Source organism: Rhodoferax fermentans (assembly GCF_002017865.1).
Classification (GTDB): Bacteria; Pseudomonadota; Gammaproteobacteria; order Burkholderiales; family Burkholderiaceae_C; genus Rhodoferax; species Rhodoferax fermentans.
In genome coordinates this window covers 490,709-506,726 of sequence record NZ_MTJN01000002.1, presented here as the reverse complement: position 1 = coordinate 506,726, position 16,018 = coordinate 490,709, and the positions used below count along the sequence as shown (strand labels likewise).

16 protein-coding genes and 2 tRNA genes are annotated in these 16,018 nt (G+C 58.8%); 8 read left to right on the top strand and 10 right to left on the bottom strand.

Translation table 11 applies throughout. The annotated features are described in order from the left end of the window. The first annotated feature begins 283 nt into the window (after positions 1–283). Complete coding sequence (locus tag RF819_RS02480; protein WP_078363502.1) at positions 284–1,234, top strand: GSU2403 family nucleotidyltransferase fold protein; 951 nt, start codon at positions 284–286, stop codon at positions 1,232–1,234. An 857-nt stretch (positions 1,235–2,091) separates the two neighbouring features. On the opposite strand, the gene RF819_RS02475 is transcribed toward RF819_RS02480, so the two are convergent. The 5 genes from RF819_RS02475 to RF819_RS02455 form a co-directional block, all read right to left on the bottom strand. Then, the gene (locus RF819_RS02475; protein WP_078363501.1) at positions 2,092–2,334 is read right to left on the bottom strand and encodes a hypothetical protein; all 243 of its coding nucleotides are present in this window, start codon (positions 2,332–2,334) and stop codon (positions 2,092–2,094) included. Positions 2,335–2,405: 71 nt separating this feature from the next. Next, positions 2,406–3,083, bottom strand: a complete 678-nt coding sequence (locus RF819_RS02470; RefSeq protein WP_244899857.1) for an NAD(P)H-binding protein — start codon at positions 3,081–3,083, stop codon at positions 2,406–2,408. Between the two features lie 437 nt (positions 3,084–3,520). Then, positions 3,521–3,871, bottom strand: a complete 351-nt coding sequence (locus RF819_RS02465; protein ID WP_078366732.1) for a VanZ family protein — start codon at positions 3,869–3,871, stop codon at positions 3,521–3,523. Next, complete coding sequence (locus RF819_RS02460; RefSeq protein ID WP_078363500.1) at positions 3,861–4,070, bottom strand: NF038104 family lipoprotein; 210 nt, start codon at positions 4,068–4,070, stop codon at positions 3,861–3,863. The genes RF819_RS02465 and RF819_RS02460 overlap by 11 nt, the downstream gene beginning before the upstream one ends. A 119-nt stretch (positions 4,071–4,189) precedes the next feature. Further along, positions 4,190–4,265, bottom strand: a tRNA-Asn gene (locus tag RF819_RS02455). A gap of 133 nt (positions 4,266–4,398) precedes the next feature. On the opposite strand from RF819_RS02455, the gene RF819_RS02450 reads away from it, so the two are divergent. Beyond that, positions 4,399–4,473 (top strand) — tRNA-Val (locus tag RF819_RS02450). 214 nt (positions 4,474–4,687) lie between these two features. On the opposite strand, the gene RF819_RS02445 is transcribed toward RF819_RS02450, so the two are convergent. The 4 genes from RF819_RS02445 to RF819_RS02430 form a co-directional block, all read right to left on the bottom strand. Further along, positions 4,688–6,112: an exonuclease domain-containing protein gene (locus RF819_RS02445; protein ID WP_078363499.1), complete on the bottom strand. Its 1,425-nt coding sequence runs from the start codon at positions 6,110–6,112 to the stop codon at positions 4,688–4,690. Between the two features lie 159 nt (positions 6,113–6,271). Next, complete coding sequence (locus tag RF819_RS02440; protein WP_078366731.1) at positions 6,272–6,817, bottom strand: NUDIX hydrolase; 546 nt, start codon at positions 6,815–6,817, stop codon at positions 6,272–6,274. A gap of 73 nt (positions 6,818–6,890) precedes the next feature. After that, on the bottom strand, positions 6,891–7,586 hold the full coding sequence (locus RF819_RS02435) for a fumarylacetoacetate hydrolase family protein (protein WP_078363498.1): 696 nt from the start codon (positions 7,584–7,586) through the stop codon (positions 6,891–6,893). Positions 7,587–7,631: 45 nt separating this feature from the next. Further along, the gene (locus tag RF819_RS02430) at positions 7,632–7,934 is read right to left on the bottom strand and encodes an antibiotic biosynthesis monooxygenase family protein (protein ID WP_078363497.1); all 303 of its coding nucleotides are present in this window, start codon (positions 7,932–7,934) and stop codon (positions 7,632–7,634) included. Positions 7,935–8,077: 143 nt separating this feature from the next. Here RF819_RS02430 and ycaO point away from each other — a divergent pair, with 143 nt between their 5' ends. Continuing rightward, a complete protein-coding gene (ycaO, locus tag RF819_RS02425) occupies positions 8,078–9,805 on the top strand; it encodes a 30S ribosomal protein S12 methylthiotransferase accessory factor YcaO (protein ID WP_078363496.1) in 1,728 nt (575 codons plus the stop codon). Next, positions 9,780–10,577 (top strand): peptidoglycan editing factor PgeF, encoded by a 798-nt coding sequence (gene pgeF / locus RF819_RS02420; RefSeq protein WP_078363495.1) that lies wholly within the window; start codon positions 9,780–9,782, stop codon positions 10,575–10,577. The genes ycaO and pgeF overlap by 26 nt, the downstream gene beginning before the upstream one ends. On the opposite strand, the gene RF819_RS02415 is transcribed toward pgeF, so the two are convergent. Continuing rightward, the gene (locus RF819_RS02415; RefSeq protein WP_078363494.1) at positions 10,506–10,808 is read right to left on the bottom strand and encodes a hypothetical protein; all 303 of its coding nucleotides are present in this window, start codon (positions 10,806–10,808) and stop codon (positions 10,506–10,508) included. The genes pgeF and RF819_RS02415 overlap by 72 nt on opposite strands. Positions 10,809–10,949: 141 nt before the next feature. On the opposite strand from RF819_RS02415, the gene RF819_RS02410 reads away from it, so the two are divergent. The 4 genes from RF819_RS02410 to phbB all read left to right on the top strand — a co-directional run bounded on the left by RF819_RS02410 (position 10,950) and on the right by phbB (position 15,922). Further along, positions 10,950–12,083 (top strand): GGDEF domain-containing protein, encoded by a 1,134-nt coding sequence (locus RF819_RS02410; protein ID WP_078363493.1) that lies wholly within the window; start codon positions 10,950–10,952, stop codon positions 12,081–12,083. Positions 12,084–12,187: 104 nt separating this feature from the next. Further along, a complete protein-coding gene (gene phaC / locus RF819_RS02405; RefSeq protein WP_078363492.1) occupies positions 12,188–13,912 on the top strand; it encodes a class I poly(R)-hydroxyalkanoic acid synthase in 1,725 nt (574 codons plus the stop codon). A gap of 45 nt (positions 13,913–13,957) precedes the next feature. Continuing rightward, positions 13,958–15,136 carry an acetyl-CoA C-acetyltransferase gene (locus RF819_RS02400; RefSeq protein ID WP_078363491.1) on the top strand — a complete coding sequence of 393 codons (1,179 nt, stop codon included), beginning with the start codon at positions 13,958–13,960 and terminating at the stop codon, positions 15,134–15,136. Positions 15,137–15,184: 48 nt separating this feature from the next. Next, entirely contained in the window at positions 15,185–15,922 is a 738-nt protein-coding gene (gene phbB, locus RF819_RS02395) for an acetoacetyl-CoA reductase (protein ID WP_078366730.1), read from the top strand. The last annotated feature ends 96 nt before the right edge of the window (positions 15,923–16,018 follow it).

Here is a 16,018-nt window from a genome sequence, read left to right as displayed (position 1 = left end):
AGAGCCACATTCGTCCAGTTTATTCCAAAGTGCGATTTGTGCAATGTGTACCCACTACGACGCCGTAAAAGTACTCGAGCGTTTTTATCGTAAGTTCGGTGTGGCGCCGCCGCCCGAGACTGGGAAACTGGACATGTGGCCCGGCTATGTGGGTACCCTTCGGCCTAGATGCATAGGTTCGCCTGTCAAACACGAGGTTTGAGAAATCAACGGTGAATTGTTGTAAGTTATTGATTTATAACAGTTCACCTGCCATATTTACACCTTTAAAAGGCAACGGTGAATGAGATTCCTGCCTATTTCGGACAACACGGCGCGTCAGGCGATTGATTCTGCCAACATCTGGTCGGAGTACCTCAATGCTTTGGACGCAGCCAAGCCTTATTCCGGGGGCATGTACTGGAAAAAAGAGGGGGCCTACGAGTATTTGGTCAAGACGCTTGCAGGCAACAAGCAGCAGCGACTGGGAGCTCGCTCTTTGGAGTCTGAGCACATCTATGCTGCCTTCCATGCACGAAAAAAGACCACCACGGAACGTCTGTCATGTCTGGCTGCCGCGCTGGATGAGGCACAGCGACTAAACAAAGCTGTGCGCGCCGGGCGGACCCCTGAGATAGTGGTCAAGTTGCTGAACGCCTTACGCGAAGCTGGACTAGAGAAGCATTTTCGTGTGGTGGGGACCCACGCTCTGTATGCGTACGAGTGCGCTGCCGGAGTGCGGATAGTTGCGAGCACTGTGGCTACTCAAGACGTAAATTTGCTCTGGGACGCTAGCCGAAGGGTCGAGTTTCTTGTCGACCCGCAGCGGGATGCCGGCTCAGTCCTTGCCTTGTTACAGAGAGTAGACCCCAGCTTTCAGCGAAGAGATGACGAACTGAACAACAAAAGTGCCATTAACGCCAAGGGTTTTGAAGTGGAGTTCTTGCGCGTGGAGAGCGAGGCCGGAGACACTCACCCTTTCCAATTTTCCAACACCGAAGGGGACCTTCGGCATGTCCAGGCCAGAAGTGAGGCAGTGCTTGCGCAATCGGCATTATTTAGCCAGCCAGTCATCTCGGCTACTGGGAAGATGGCCACCATGCGCACGATTGACCCTCAAACTTTTGTCGAGTTCAAGCGATGGACGTCTGGGCTGGAGAGCAGAGAAGTCACCCAACGCAGACGTGATGCACTGCAAGCTGACGCCGTGCAGGAGCTGCTGGTGGCTAAGATGCTGGCCTCCAATATCTCCTAACCAACACGATTGAGTGACTAAAACAGGGTGCTAGACGCTTGGCTCAATTTCGTCTTTTTGAGGCCCCATTTTTTCCAAAAACGAGCCCAAAAACACCGTTCATTTGTTACACTAGTTGTTACACACAGCTGTGTAACAACCGGCTTGAAACCCGCATGGATACTGGGCCTGGGGGGTGGCCAGTGGCTCCCCATCAGCCACCCCAGTATTCAAAGCCTCAAGAAGCAATTCTTGAGGCTTTTTCTTTGAGGCTTCCTGTAGGGTGCCTTAGCCCCTGTCAGGGCAAGGTTTATCGCACCTTTGATTCGCTTGTAAAACACGGGGGGTTGGCATCTGTCCCTCAGGCGCAGCCAACACAAAGTTGTGTGGCGCCTGCCTACGATCTGCAGTCACAAGTGCCTGTGGTTGTGTTTCTGGCTGTGTGACTGTGGCATCACCTCCGCTGGTTTCTGAGCTTCACCACAAGCTTTCTGAATGCCGCGCCCAAGACCAGACCGACGCCATCTACCAGCCAGTCCTGCCAATCGCCCTGGCGCTAGCCGGTTAACCGCTGTGCAAGCTCAATAGCTGCGCCGAACAACATCAAGCCAAACAACACCGTCAGTATGCGCCTGTGATAAGCCATCAAACCCAGCAATGCCAGTCCGGCAAATCCAAGGGCGAGCTTGGCTTTGTCCTAGAAACTGAAGGCCGCCGGACCCTGCTCAACTGGCACCAGCGATAACCACAGTGTGGCCAGCACCAGTGTCCAGAACAATGCCTTCCGTAGCCAATCAGTTGTCTTTGACGGCGTCTTTTTCTGTAAACGGTGTGACTAGATTGATTCTCATAGCGGAGTTATCTGCACAGACCGGAACTCACTTGATTGCCTCCTCAAACTCAGCCAGTTCCTTGCAGATGGACGCGTATTTCTTCGACTTGGCGCGGTTGTCAGTCCAATTGAGCACGGCGCCCTCCAGGTCCTCTTTGAAGTGAGCAAGTGCCGATTCTTTGACCGCATTGGTTGTGGTGCTTGACCAGAGGTCAATGAGGGCCGACAGACCGATGTCAAAGTCCTCGAACGTTTCAAGATGAATCCACTGGTCGCTTTTGTCAAACATCGTTTTCCTTAAGTGAATGCTTCAGTGTAGGTTGTGTGCTGCCAAAGCAGAGTGTTGGCTGTAGCGCTATGTCATCCACCTTGCATGTCACCGGACAGGAGCCTTACGCTCCCTTGCTTGGCCGACTGGACCGCATGGATCAGAGCATGCGCCACATCCTTGGCCGGGATGGCGCGGTAGTTTGCCGGCACAAGAGGCCGCAGTATGCGCATCAGCATCAGGCCTAGACCCTCACCACCACGCTCGGGCTGGCCCAGGGCAGTCCTGTTGCCATCCAGCAAGGATGGACGAGCTATCACCAGGCTTTTCAACCCCAAGCTGGCAAGGGCAAATTCCATCTCGCCTTTGACGCGGTTGTAGAAAACTCGGGACTTCGGGTTAGCACCCATGGCACTGACAACCCCCAATTTGGTGACTCCTGCTATCTTTGCAGCCTTGGCGACGGCCACAACAGCATCCAGGTCGACCGCTTTGAACGCATCTTGACTACCGGCAACCTTGATGGTGGTGCCCAGTGCGATATAGCACTCATCCACCTTAGGAAGGGCAGGCAGCGCAGCAAAATCGACCACGTGGTTTTGGAGTTTGGGGTGGCTGAGTGCCAGTGATCGGCGACCGAGACAGTGAACGGACTCGACGGTCCGGTCAGCCAGCAGCAAGGCGACGATTTCCCTTCCAATGAGACCCGTGGCGCCAGCCACCAAAACCACACGACCTTGATCCGTCGCCATATTCACCCCCTGTTTCACTTCTTGACTCCATCCTTGACGGGGAGCGTATCAAATTCGCCTCCGAAGTCTTTGGGAGGGGTGTGCAAATCCGCCCGGGCATTCACGTAAACAAAGCATCATCAAATGCAGATGGTCGTGACAGAGGCTTACGCATGGGTAGCCACAATGCCCCAAGGGTGGAAATTCAACAATTGACTACCCGAACAATGTGGCGCAGAATTTCTTCGTAACCGAGTCCCCAACCTCGGTATAGGAGACATGCTGATGATCAAGGACCACACTGACGCTCACACATGACTGACGGTTTGCCGTCATGATGCTTCCCATACATGAGGAAGCAACAAAGGGTTAGGGTTCGACAGGAGCCCAGCCCTTTTTTGTTGTGGCTACGGTCCACCTGATGCGGCTGCAATTGCTACGGTCAATGCGTCGCTACCAACGAACTGGTAGTTGATTCAGGTTAGATTCCTGACCAGCAATCTTCCTATACGCCATACCGAATACCCGATCACCAATCCCGCACAGTCGGCGATCCAGTCTTGCCAATCGCCTTGCCGCCAGCCGGTCAATCCCTGCACAACCTCAATACCAGCACCAAACAGAGCCAAGCCCAACATCACCCTCGGCAGGCGTCCCGGATAAGCCATCAGGCCAAGAAATGTCAACCCGGTAAAACCCAATGCGTGTTGTGCCTTGTCCCAGAAATGGAAGGCCGAAGGGACTTGCTCTGAAGGAACCAGTGACAGCCATAGGGTGGTTAGCACCAGAGCCCAGAATGACGTCTTCCAGAACAAACTAGTTGCCATCATCAGAATCCGGTATCACGGCATCGGCGACAGCACCGACCGCCTTGGCAGTAACTTTGACCCCGGTGGCAACGACTGTCACCGCAGCATCTGCAACAGCCACCACGGCACAGCCCTGCAGGGAAAAAATGATGCTACCGACCAGGGCCAGTTTGAACGTGCTGAATGGGAAAGAGGGACTGTCAGGCGGAGTTTTCATGTCAATTCATATTCAGAATCAAAGCTGCCGAACTGATGCGGGGCCAGGGGCGCCGCACTAGACCTATCCGGGCAAGAAAAAAGCCCTGACGATTTCTCGGCAGGGCTTTTTTGAATTTTTGGCTCCTCGACCTGGGCTCGAACCAGGGACCTACGGATTAACAGTCCGGCGCTCTACCAACTGAGCTATCGAGGAATAAGCCGTAGATTATAGACAGAAGTTTTTGCTGTTCCGGCTGCGCGGCAGATAAAAAATATGATTTTTGTTGCAGTTGATTGCCAGAATGCGCGTGACTATGGCATAATACAGGGCTTGTCTACAACGACAAGGGCGGTTAGCTCAGGGGTAGAGCACAGCATTCACACTGCTGGGGTCGGAGGTTCGAAGCCTCCACCGCCCACCATGAATACCCAAAGACATCAAGGACTCGGCAGAAATGCCAAGTCCTTTTTTCATGGCCGGTGTTTGTTGTGTGCTTCGAACGGCCAGACGGTTGGCGGCAGGGCTGGTGATCAGCGTGGACCGCGCAGCTTCAGCCGCGTATCAGCCACCTTGGCGCACGCTGCCCACACAAGACGCTATTCAGACCATAGCTACTCACCCTTGTATTCAAAGGGCTAGAGGTCTTTTTCTCTCATGGATCCGAGTTCCAGCACCGTGGTGCCGGATTTGCCCGGTGGCGTCAAGTACTTGAGCGCCAGGCGGTAACTGTCCAGGTCAAAGGCCAGCACCTCGGTACGGGTTTGCAGGGCATCGGTCAGTTCCTCGTCGCTGCGCACCGTGGCCAGGTGGCACCATTGGTCAAAGAGATGGATGTCAGCTTGACCGGTGTGTGGGTTGTGTTCACGCAGGCCCACCGGTCCGCCGAACGGCCAGACGCGCAATTTGTTGGCGCTCAGCGCCAGCTGCAGGCGCAGGTGGTGGCGCTCAGGTGTTTCCTCGCCGCAGCACACACCTTTGCAGTGGCCGATCTGATGCGCAAAACAGCGGCCTTTGCCGGACTCCAGGCCCAGCGCCTGTGGGCACAGCTGGTGTTGCTCGGCCAGTTCGCGCAGGCTGCTTAAAGCCTGGTTTTTCGAGCGATAGGGGCCGTACAGCTGGCCAAACTGTTGCGGGCTCAGCTCGGCGCCGCGCACCAGGCTCAGCAGCGGGCGGGCATTGGGGTTGGCGTCCAGCCGCCAGGCGCAGAGGTTGTTCTCACGGCGCAACTGGCGGTTGTGCAGCGGCTGGTGCTGTTTGACCAAGCGGGCTTCGAGCAGCAACGCGCCCACTTCACCCGCGGTCTCGATCCATTCGATGCGGCGGATTTCCTGGGCAATGCGCATCTCGCGCGGCTCGCGGCTGCTGGCAGAGAAGTGCGACATGACACGGCTGCGCAGCCTGACACTTTTGCCCACGTAGATTGGCAGTGCGCTCTCGCCGTAAAACAGGTAGACACCCGGGCCTTCGGGGATGTCGGCCACGTTGGTGTCAAGTTGCGGTGGCAGCGCGGCGCTGCCTTGTAACAGCACCTGCGCCTGGCGTTGCAGATGTTCGGCGCCAAACTGCTGGGTGACCTGCGCCAGCCAGGTCTGCATCACCAGCACGTCGCCCAAAGCGCGGTGGCGCGACTCGGTGGAGATGCCGTGGCGCTGCATGATGGCGTCCAGCCCATGGCCTTTGACACCGGGGTAGAGCAGCCGCGACAGACGCACGGTGCACAGGGTTTTGCAGCGCAGGGCCACGTCCAAACGCGCCAGGGCGTGCAGCAAGAAGCCGTGGTCAAAACGCACGTTGTGCGCCACCAGCACCGCACCGTCCAGCAGTTTCAGCAGTTGGGGTACCACCTCGTCAAAGCGGGGTGCATCAGCCACCATCGCGTTGCTGATGCCGGTGAGTTGTTCGATGAAGCTGGAGATATGGACGCCCGGGTTGACCAGGGTGCTCCAGCGTGCCACTTCCACGCCGTGCTCCACACGCACCGCGGCAATCTCGGTGATCTGATCACGTTGTGCGTTGCCGCCGGTGGTTTCCAGGTCAAGCAGGACGTAACAAGGCAACATGGGGTATTAAAAAGAATAGCTTTCAGCCCTTGTTATATAAGGGATTGCGCCGTAAAACGTTAACAAAACATCAGCGCCAGCCAGGCCGGGTCGTCCAGGATGCTGGTGACAAAGTAGCTGCCAGCGCGGTAAAACCACAGCTCGGCGCTGGCGAGCAGCTCAGGTGATATCAAAGACATGGATCGAGAACTGACCCGCACGCTGGTCGGCAAAAAACCGCTTGAGGGTTTCGCCCACGGTGCGAAAAGCGATCTCGTCCCAAGGCACCTCGTCTTCGGTGAACAGGCGAGCCTCAATGGTCTCAAAGCCTGGATCAAACTGGTCGCTGAGCAAGCGCGCCCGGTAAAACAGGTGGACCTGGCCAACCCGGGCGATGTTCACCAGCGAGAAAAACTCGCCCATCTCGAACTGCGCACCGGCTTCTTCGAGCGTCTCGCGGGCCGCGCCTTCGGCCACGGTTTCGTTGAGTTCCATGAACCCTGCGGGCAGCGTCCACTTGCCAAAACGGGGTTCGATGTTGCGTTTGCACAGCAGCACCTTGTTGTCCCAGACGGGGATGGTGCCGACCACGTTGAGCGGGTTGTCGTAGTGCACCGTGTGGCAGGCCGGGCAGACGGCGCGTATTTTGGTATCGCCGTCGTCCGGGATGCGGTACTCCACCGCGTGGCCGCATTTTCGGCAATGTTGGAGGGGGGGACGATGCATGTTGCCAGTGTAATTTGAAACCATGCCAGCCTTGTGACAGCCCAGCATGGGCCAGTGGTTTCAACCCACTTTGTCACACCACCTGCAGCGTGATGGGGCTCAGCCCGCTGATGCTGGCCTGCAAGCGGTCTCCCCGCACCACCGCAGCCACGCCTGCCGGGGTGCCGGTGTAGATCAGGTCGCCGGGTTGCAGGGTCCAGGCGGTGGAGAGTTGTGCGATGGTCTCGGCCACGTTCCAGATCATCTGGCTGATCTGGCTGCTCTGACGCGCCACACCGTTGACCTGCAGGCTGATGTCTGCGCTGTGGATGCCCGGGACCGCGTTGGCGGCTGTGATCGACCCGATCGGCGCCGAAAAATCGAAGCCTTTGCCGATGCACCAGGGGCGGCCCTGCTTTTTCATGTCGTTTTGCAGGTCGCGCCGGGTCATGTCCAGGCCCACGGCGTAACCAAAGATGTGGCTAAGCGCCTGCTCAACCGGGATGTCCTGGCCACCGGTGCCCATCGCCACCACCAGCTCGACCTCATGGTGCAGATTGCTGGTCAGGCTGGGGTAGGGCAGTTGGGCCGTCTGGCCGGGCTGGCAGACCAGCACAGCGTCCGCGGGTTTCATGAAAAAAAATGGCGGCTCGCGGTTGAGTTGGCCCATCTCTTTGGCGTGGTCTTCATAGTTGCGCGCCACGCAGTAGATGCGGTGCACCGGAAACTGGGCATCGCTGCCGGTCACCGGCACGGTCACGGCGGCGGCCGGGGAAAAAACAAAGTTCATGGTGCTCTCTTTTTGGTTGCAGTTGGTGCTTGGTATACGCGGGCTTCAGGCCGATTTGGCCACCAGATCAAAATGCTGCACTACCGGCGGGCTGGCAAAAAACGGCCCGACGATGGCGCGCCATTCACCAAAAGCGGGCGACTCACGAAAGCCCACGGTGTGGTCTTCGAGGGTGGTCCAGAAGATCTGCAGCACATAACGCTGGGGGTTCTCGATGCAGCGGTTCACCTTGAAGCCTTCAAAACCTTTGGCATGGGCAATGACGGTGCTCAGACCGCGCTGGATAGCCTCTTCAAACGCGGCGTTGTGTTGCGGGTGGATCGTGATGTCAGCGAGTTCGAGGATCATGGTGCTGCCTTTGAATCAAGATTGATAGCGGTTGGCCCTTTCCCAATAAGGGCTGAAGGGCGATCTGGTGAGTGGTTCTCGGTGAACAGACCCATTCTAGTCACCCCCATCGGTGTCCACCGGGCCACTGTTATCCTCACCCCATGCACAACACCACGTTTATCACCGGCAAAGACGCCGCCCTCGAGTCCACCATCAGCACGCTGCAAGGCAAGCTGCAGCAACTGGGCTTTCACATTGAAGAACGCAGCTGGCTCAACCCGGTGGAGGGCATCTGGTCGGTCCACATCCGTGACCGCGACTGCCCGCTGCTGTTCACCAATGGCAAGGGTGCCAGCCGCTTGGCCTGTCTGGCCAGCGCCCTGGGCGAGTTTGTCGAACGCCTGTCCACCAACTATTTCTGGACCCACTTTTACCTCGGGCTGGATGTGGCGAACCGCGACTTTGTCCACTACCCGCAAGAGCGCTGGTTTGCCCTGCCCGAAGACGGCAGCTGGCCCACCACGCTGCTGACACCCGAGCTTCAGGCGCTCTACAACCCGCAAGGCGACATCGAAGCCGAGCGTCTGGTGGAGTTCAACTCCGGCAACGAGGAGCGCGGCATCTGCGCCATCCCCTACGTGCGAGAGTCGGACGGCGCCATCGTCTACTTTCCGGTCAACATCATTGGCAACCTGTATGTCAGCAACGGCATGTCGGCGGGCAACACCCCCATGGAAGCGCGCACCCAGGCGCTGTCCGAAATCTTTGAGCGCGCGATCAAGGCACGCATCATCAGTCAAGGCATTTGCCTGCCCGATGTGCCTGAAAAAGTGATAGCACGCTACCCACGGATTGCCAAGGGTATCGCCGCTTTGCGTGAGGCTGGTTTTGGCATTCTGGTGAAAGACGCCTCTTTGGGCGGCCAGTACCCGGTGATGAATGTGACCCTGCTCAACCCGCAGGACCAGGGCTGTTTTGCCAGCTTTGGCGCGCACCCGCGTTTTGAGGTGGCGCTGGAACGCGCCTTGACCGAGTTGCTGCAAGGCCGTGCGCTCGATGCCTTGTCGGGCTTTCCGGCACCGGGCTTTGATCTGGACGAGACCGCCAGCTCCACCAACATCGAAATCCACTTTGTCGACTCCAGCGGCGTGATCCACTGGAAGTTCCTGGGCAACCAGCCCGACTATGAATTTGTCGACTGGAACTTCAGCAGCACCACGGCCGAAGACTACGCCTGGTGTGTGCAGCGCCTACATGCCGACGGCCATGACATCTATGTGGCCGACTTCACCCACCTGGGCGTGTACGCCTGCCGCATCCTGGTGCCGGGCCTGTCCGAGATTTACCCGATCGACGACCTGGAGTTCGAGAACAACAGCATCGCCAACCCGATCCGCGAAGCCATCCTGAACCTCAGCGACCTCGACGACGAAGAGTGCACCGACCTGTTGGAGACGCTCAACGAGTCCAACCTGGCCGACCATCGCCCGGTGCCCGCGTTGATTGGCCTGGCGGCAGACGCAGGCTCGTTCTGGGCCGATCTGCGCCTGGGTGAGCTCAAAACCCTGCTGGCCCTGGCCGTGGGTGACGAAGCCGCCACGCTCGAAGGCTGTGAGTGGATACTGAACTTTGACCAGCTCAACCCCCAGCGCAAACCGATCTACGCGTGTATCCAGAACCTGATCCACCTGGCCGACATGGGTGACAGCGGCCCGTATCTAGACGCGTTGGAACTGTTGTATGGCGCCGGTCCGCTGGCCCAGGCGCACGCATTGATCATGCAGGAAGACCGCTTCATGGGTCTGAGCGCGCCCGGCCTGGCTTTGGAGGGCTGTGAGATGCACCACCAATTACTCAAAGCCTATGACAAGGTCCACGGCGCGCACTGATTGGCTCACACCGGACTGGCCCGCGCCAGCCGGTGTGCATGCGGTGTGCACCACCCGCGTGGGTGGTGTCTCTAACGCGCCTTATGACAGCCTGAACCTGGGCGACCATGTGGGCGACGACCCGGCCCAAGTGGCGGCTAACCGGGCCATCCTGCAACAAGCCATCGGCGCCCAGCCGGTGTTTCTGACCCAGGTGCACGGCACCGAGGTGCTGCGCCTGGATGCGACCACCCCCAACGCCAGCGTGGGCGACGCCTGCATCACCGATGTGCCGGGCATCGCCTGCACCATCATGGTGGCGGACTGTTTGCCGGTGCTGTTTACCACCAGGAAAGGTGCCTGGGTGGGTGCAGCGCATGCCGGTTGGCGCGGTCTGGCCGGGAACGGTGGTGTCGGTGTATTGGAGCAGACTTATCAGTCTTTTTGTGCTCTAGCCCTTATGGAAAAAGGGCAGGTAGATACAGAAGTCATAGCGTGGCTGGGGCCGTGTATTGGTCCGACAGCCTTTGAGGTGGGGGACGAAGTGCGCACCGCATTTGTCGAACAAGATACCCAGGCTGAGCAAATGTTTGTCCCGCTGGGTGGCGGCAAATGGCTGGCCAACTTGGCCGGGCTGGCGCGTCAACGGCTGGCAGGTATGGGCATCACCCAGGTTTATGGCAATGACGGCAGTGCCGACTGGTGCACCGTAACGCAGTCCTCATGGTTCTTTTCGCACCGGCGCGACCGGGTCAGCGGTCGGCTGGCGGTCAGCATCTGGCGCGACACCTGAGGCCTGCGCCTGAGCTGCTGCGCCGGCGGCCGCCCGCTCAGCTTGTTCTCTGGCCTTGATGGCACGCTTGCGTCCCGGCGTGCCCATCAGGTATAACACCAGGCCAACTGGCAGCAGTCCATAAAACACAAAGGTGATGACCGCGCCGAGCACGGTGCCGTTGCTGTTGGTGGCTTCGGCCAGCGCCATCATCAGCGCCACATACAGCCAGGCAATGGGAACAAGGTACATGGCGTGATTTTGACCGGTATTTTTAACAGGCTTGTCGCAGAATAGGACCTTGGCCCTCTGGGTATCAGGCGCTTGGCCAAGCGCAAGGCTGACAGACTCGCCCGCTTGAACACAACGCAGACCGTGTAATCTGCAAAACGCATGAATATCCATCTGGATTTGCCCACCGTTATCCTGGTCTACAACACCTCCTTGGTGGCGGGCGCCTTGAGCATCGTCCACATCCGCCGTCACTCCTGCAGACCCCAGGGCTTGGGGTATCTGGCAGCAGCGTACCTCTTGCTGGCCCTCGGCTCGACGGTGGCCTGGAGTGGTGAATACGCCGTGTTGCCCGAATGGTTATGGACCCATGGCAGTTTGCTGTTGGGCGTGGGTGGCTACATCTGCTTCTGGGTGGGGGTACGCCAGTTCAGTGGTCGCTGGCGTGTGCGCTGGCATGTCATGTGGATGCTGCTGGCAGCTGTTCTTGTGATGAGCGTTGCCACTGGTTTCCCTTTGCAGAACCTCACCCGGGCGGGGGTCTTCCATGGGACAGCGGCGCTGGTGCTGGCGGTGTGTACCTTTGACACCTTGCGCGACCGCCATCAAGAGCCCCTGCCATCACGCACGCTGCTGGCCGCTTTGCTGGCACTGAGTGGCGGCATCTATGCTCTGCGGCTGGTGTACATCGTGACAGGTACCGCCGGATCAGACGGATTTGCCTGGGCCTTTTATGTGCAGATGTTCTGTCACTTTGGCATCGCGCTGGCTGTGGCCACCCTGTCCAACGAGCGCGCAGAAGTCCGACTGGAGTTGGCGGCATTGACCGACCCCTTGACTGGTACCGGAAACCGGCGTTGGCTGGCGCAACGCCTGCCGCTTGTGCTGCCAGCCCACAGTGCCATTGCTCAGCTGGATATCGACCGTTTCAAACAGATCAATGATCGGCACGGCCATGCTGCGGGTGACCAGGTGCTGGTCGCCTTTGCCCGCTGTCTGCAGGAAGAGTTGCGCAGCTCGGACTTGCTGGCTCGTGTGGGCGGGGAGGAGTTCGTGATCTACCTTCCTGTGGTGACCGAGGCCGAGGCCTTGGCCATTGCCCGGCGCTTGTGTGAGAAGGTGGCGGCTTTGCGCATTGAGCACGACGGTCTGCCGATCCCGGTGACTGTCAGTATCGGTCTGGCCTGGGTGCACGGTGCGGACCTTGCAGCCAAGGCTTGGCTCCAGAAAGCGGATGCAGCCTTGTACAGCGCCAAGCGGGCAGGGCGCAACCGGGTGGTCGTGGCCGCAGCCTAGCCCCGCTTGGGGTCTGGGTCTTTTGAACCGTTTGTCAGCTTGCCGAATGCCTTCTTCCAGCATACTAGGGTTTTGTCATCAACCTGGCTGAGAAAGGGTAACCCATGAAAGAAGAGACACAGCAACAATGGTTGCAAACGGCGCAGCAGTTTCAGCAATCCATGGTTGACACCTGGGGCAAAGCCTTTGAGTCGTTCAAGAACATGGACCTGGGCCAGGCCGGTGCCAAGCTGATGGCGCCCACGACCAAGCCGCCACAGGTGTCCTTCTCGCCAGACAAGCTGCAGGAGTTGCAGCAACAGTTTCTCAAAGATGCGACCGAGCTCTGGAACAACAGCTTCAAAGGGGAGCATGTGCTCAAGGACCGGCGTTTTGCAGACCCGGCCTGGGCCGCCAACCCGATGGCGGCTTTTACCGCTGCGGCTTATCTGCTCAACGCCAAGACGCTGGCAGCCATGGCCGACGCGGTGGAGACCGATGACAAAACCCGTGCCCGCATCCGCTTCACGGTAGAGCAACTTACCGCCGCCGCCGCCCCCAGCAACTTCATGGCACTCAACGCCGAAGCGCAGAAAAAGGCGCTGGACACCAATGGCGAGAGCATCAGCAAGGGCCTGCAAAACCTGCTGCACGATATGCAGCAAGGCCACATCTCGATGACTGACGAGAGCCTGTTCCATGTGGGCCAAAACGTGGCCACCACCGAAGGTGCGGTGGTGTTCGAGAACGAGTTCTTCCAGCTGATCGAGTACAAACCCCTGACCGACAAGGTCTACGAGAAACCCTTCCTGCTGGTGCCTCCATGTATCAACAAGTTCTACATCCTGGACCTGCAGCCCGACAACTCGGTAGTGCGTTATGCGGTGGCGCAGGGTCACCGCACCTTCCTGGTGAGCTGGCGCAACCCCGATGCCTCCTTGGCCAAAGCCACCTGGGACGACTACATCGAAAACGCGGTCATCAAGGCCATCACGGTGACGCAGGAGGTGTCTGGCGCCAAAACCATCAACGCGTTGGGCTTTTGTGTGGGTGGCACCATGCTCGGGACCGCGCTGGCGGTGCTGGCAGCGCGTGGTGAAAAGCCGGTGGCCAGTGCCACCTTCCTGACCTCGATGCTGGATTTTTCTGACACCGGTGTGCTGGACCTGTTCATCGATGAAGCGTTTGTCAGCTACCGCGAACTGGAAATGGGCAAGGGCGGTTTGATGAAGGGTGGCGATCTGGCCACCACCTTCAGCTTTTTGCGCCCCAATGACCTGGTCTGGAACTATGTGGTGGGCAACTACCTCAAGGGCGAAACCCCGCCACCGTTTGACCTGCTGTACTGGAACAGCGACAGCACCAACCTGCCGGGCCCGTTCTACGCCTGGTACCTGCGCAACACCTATCTGGAAAACAAACTCACCAAGCCGGGGCAGGCCACCGTGTGTGGGCAGAAGGTGGATCTGGGCAAGGTCGATATGCCGGTGTACATCTACGGCTCGCGTGAAGACCACATCGTGCCGATCAACGGCGCCTACGCCACCACGCAATACCTGCCAGGCAAAAAGCGTTTTGTCATGGGGGCTTCGGGCCACATTGCCGGTGTGATCAACCCACCGGCCAAAAACAAGCGTTGTTACTGGGTGCGTGATGACGACAAGCTGCCCAAGACCCACGACGAGTGGATGCAGGGCGCCGTGGAGCATCCGGGCAGCTGGTGGACCGACTGGTCGACCTGGCTGGCAGCCCAGGCTGGCAAACAAATCGCCGCACCCAAGACCTATGGCAAGGGCAAACACAAGGTGATCGAGCCCGCGCCCGGTCGGTATGTGCTGGCCAAGGCCTGATTCTACTTTTTGGACTTTTTTTCTAACTACAACTCTGGAAGCAGCATGGAAGACATCGTTATCGTTTCGGCAGCGCGTACCGCAGTGGGCAAGTTTGGAGGTTCTCTGGCCAAGGTGTCGGCGCCCGAGTTGGGCAGCATCGTGATCCGTGAGGTCTTGGCTCGCGCCAAGTTGTCTGCCGATCAGGTGGGTGAGGTCATCATGGGCCAGGTGCTGGCTGCTGGCCAGGGGCAAAACCCGGCGCGTCAAGCCACTTTGAAGGCAGGGCTCTCCCAGGAAACCCCGGCGCTGACGATCAATGCGGTGTGTGGCTCGGGGCTGAAATCGGTCATGTTGGCGGCTCAAGCCGTGGCCTGGGGTGACAGCGAGATCGTGATTGCCGGTGGCCAGGAAAACATGAGCGCCAGCCCCCACGTGTTGCAAGGCAGCCGCGACGGCCAGCGCATGGGTGACTGGAAGATGATCGACTCGATGATTGTGGATGGCTTGTGGGACGTCTACAACAATTACCACATGGGCATCACCGCTGAAAACGTGGCCAAGGCCTGCGGCATCACCCGCGACATGCAGGACGTGCTGGCCCTTGGCAGCCAGCTTAAAGCCGCCGCCGCGCAGGACTCGGGCCGGTTCAAGGATGAAATTGTCAGTGTGCAGATCCCGCAGCGCAAGGGTGACCCATTGGTGTTCAACACCGACGAGTTCCTGAACCGAAAAACCAATGCCGAAGCGTTGGCCGGTCTGCGCCCGGCGTTTGACAAGGCCGGGACGGTCACTGCGGGCAATGCTTCAGGCATCAATGACGGTGCTGCTGCTGTGGTGGTCATGACGGCCAAAAAGGCGGCGGCCCTGGGCTTGACCCCACTGGCACGGATTGCCGCGTTTGGCACCAGCGGGCTGGACCCCGCCACCATGGGTCTGGGCCCGGTGCCTGCCTCGCGCAAAGCCTTGGCTCGGGCAGGTTGGAGCGTGCAGGATGTTGATCTGTTTGAGCTCAATGAAGCCTTTGCAGCCCAGGCCTGTGCGGTGAACCAGCAGCTCGAAGTGGACCCGGCCAAGGTCAACGTCAATGGCGGTGCGATTGCCATCGGCCACCCGATTGGTGCGTCTGGCTGTCGTATCTTGGTAACACTGTTACACGAAATGCAGCGCAGAAATGCCAAAAAGGGCCTGGCTGCCCTGTGTATTGGTGGTGGTATGGGGGTTTCCCTCGCCTTGGAGCGCTGATTCCCCGTCTATCATCACGACTCAATGATGGACAAACAGGAGCAGTTGATGAGTCAAAAAGTAGCGTATGTCACGGGTGGCATGGGTGGTATCGGTACCGCCATCTGCCAGCGGCTGAGCAAAGAGGGTTTCAAGGTCATTGCTGGCTGTGGCCCGACACGCGACTACGCCAAGTGGCTGGCCGAACAGGCGGCCGCCGGTTTCACCTTTTATGCCTCGGCGGGCAATGTGGGGGAGTGGGATTCCACGGTGGCTGCCTTCAGCAAGGCCAAGGCTGAACATGGCAGCATCGACGTGCTGGTCAACAACGCAGGCATCACGCGTGACCGCATGTTCCTGAAGATGACCCGCGAAGACTGGGACGCGGTGATTGAGACCAACCTCAACTCGATGTTCAACGTCACCAAGCAGGTGGTCGGTGACATGGTGGAAAAAGGCTGGGGCCGCATCATCAACATCAGCAGTGTGAACGGCGTCAAGGGCCAGGCCGGGCAAACCAATTACTCGGCGGCCAAGGCCGGTATGCATGGTTTTTCGATGGCGCTGGCGCAGGAGCTGGCCAACAAGGGCGTCACCGTCAACACGGTGAGCCCGGGTTACATCGGCACCGACATGGTCAAAGCCATCCGCCAGGAAGTGCTCGACAAGATTGTGGCCACCGTGCCGGTCAAACGTCTGGGTGAACCCAGCGAAATTGCCTCCATCATCGCTTGGTTGGCCTCCGATGAAGGTGGTTACGCCACCGGCGCAGAGTTCTCGGTGAATGGTGGTTTGCACATGGGCTGATGGCGACGGGTATGTCACCAGACACAAAAAGGCCCGCTTTGTGCGGGCTTTTTTATTGGGTCCAAACTGTGCAGGAAGATCGGTTGATTACAGGTT

What these genes read in the sequence shown, in the direction of transcription:
- RF819_RS02445 (WP_078363499.1), bottom strand. Translation starts at nt 6,112, where the DNA reads ATGTTGCCTTGTTACGTCCTGCTTGACCTGGAAACCACCGGCGGCAAC.
- RF819_RS02475 (WP_078363501.1), bottom strand. Translation starts at nt 2,334, where the DNA reads ATGTTTGACAAAAGCGACCAGTGGATTCATCTTGAAACGTTCGAGGAC.
- RF819_RS02415 (WP_078363494.1), bottom strand. Translation starts at nt 10,808, where the DNA reads ATGTACCTTGTTCCCATTGCCTGGCTGTATGTGGCGCTGATGATGGCG.
- ycaO (WP_078363496.1), top strand. Translation starts at nt 8,078, where the DNA reads ATGCACAACACCACGTTTATCACCGGCAAAGACGCCGCCCTCGAGTCC.
- RF819_RS02465 (WP_078366732.1), bottom strand. Translation starts at nt 3,871, where the DNA reads ATGGCAACTAGTTTGTTCTGGAAGACGTCATTCTGGGCTCTGGTGCTA.
- RF819_RS02410 (WP_078363493.1), top strand. Translation starts at nt 10,950, where the DNA reads ATGAATATCCATCTGGATTTGCCCACCGTTATCCTGGTCTACAACACC.
- RF819_RS02460 (WP_078363500.1), bottom strand. Translation starts at nt 4,070, where the DNA reads ATGAAAACTCCGCCTGACAGTCCCTCTTTCCCATTCAGCACGTTCAAA.
- phaC (WP_078363492.1), top strand. Translation starts at nt 12,188, where the DNA reads ATGAAAGAAGAGACACAGCAACAATGGTTGCAAACGGCGCAGCAGTTT.
- phbB (WP_078366730.1), top strand. Translation starts at nt 15,185, where the DNA reads ATGAGTCAAAAAGTAGCGTATGTCACGGGTGGCATGGGTGGTATCGGT.
- pgeF (WP_078363495.1), top strand. Translation starts at nt 9,780, where the DNA reads ATGACAAGGTCCACGGCGCGCACTGATTGGCTCACACCGGACTGGCCC.
- RF819_RS02480 (WP_078363502.1), top strand. Translation starts at nt 284, where the DNA reads ATGAGATTCCTGCCTATTTCGGACAACACGGCGCGTCAGGCGATTGAT.
- RF819_RS02435 (WP_078363498.1), bottom strand. Translation starts at nt 7,586, where the DNA reads ATGAACTTTGTTTTTTCCCCGGCCGCCGCCGTGACCGTGCCGGTGACC.
- RF819_RS02430 (WP_078363497.1), bottom strand. Translation starts at nt 7,934, where the DNA reads ATGATCCTCGAACTCGCTGACATCACGATCCACCCGCAACACAACGCC.
- RF819_RS02400 (WP_078363491.1), top strand. Translation starts at nt 13,958, where the DNA reads ATGGAAGACATCGTTATCGTTTCGGCAGCGCGTACCGCAGTGGGCAAG.
- RF819_RS02440 (WP_078366731.1), bottom strand. Translation starts at nt 6,817, where the DNA reads ATGCATCGTCCCCCCCTCCAACATTGCCGAAAATGCGGCCACGCGGTG.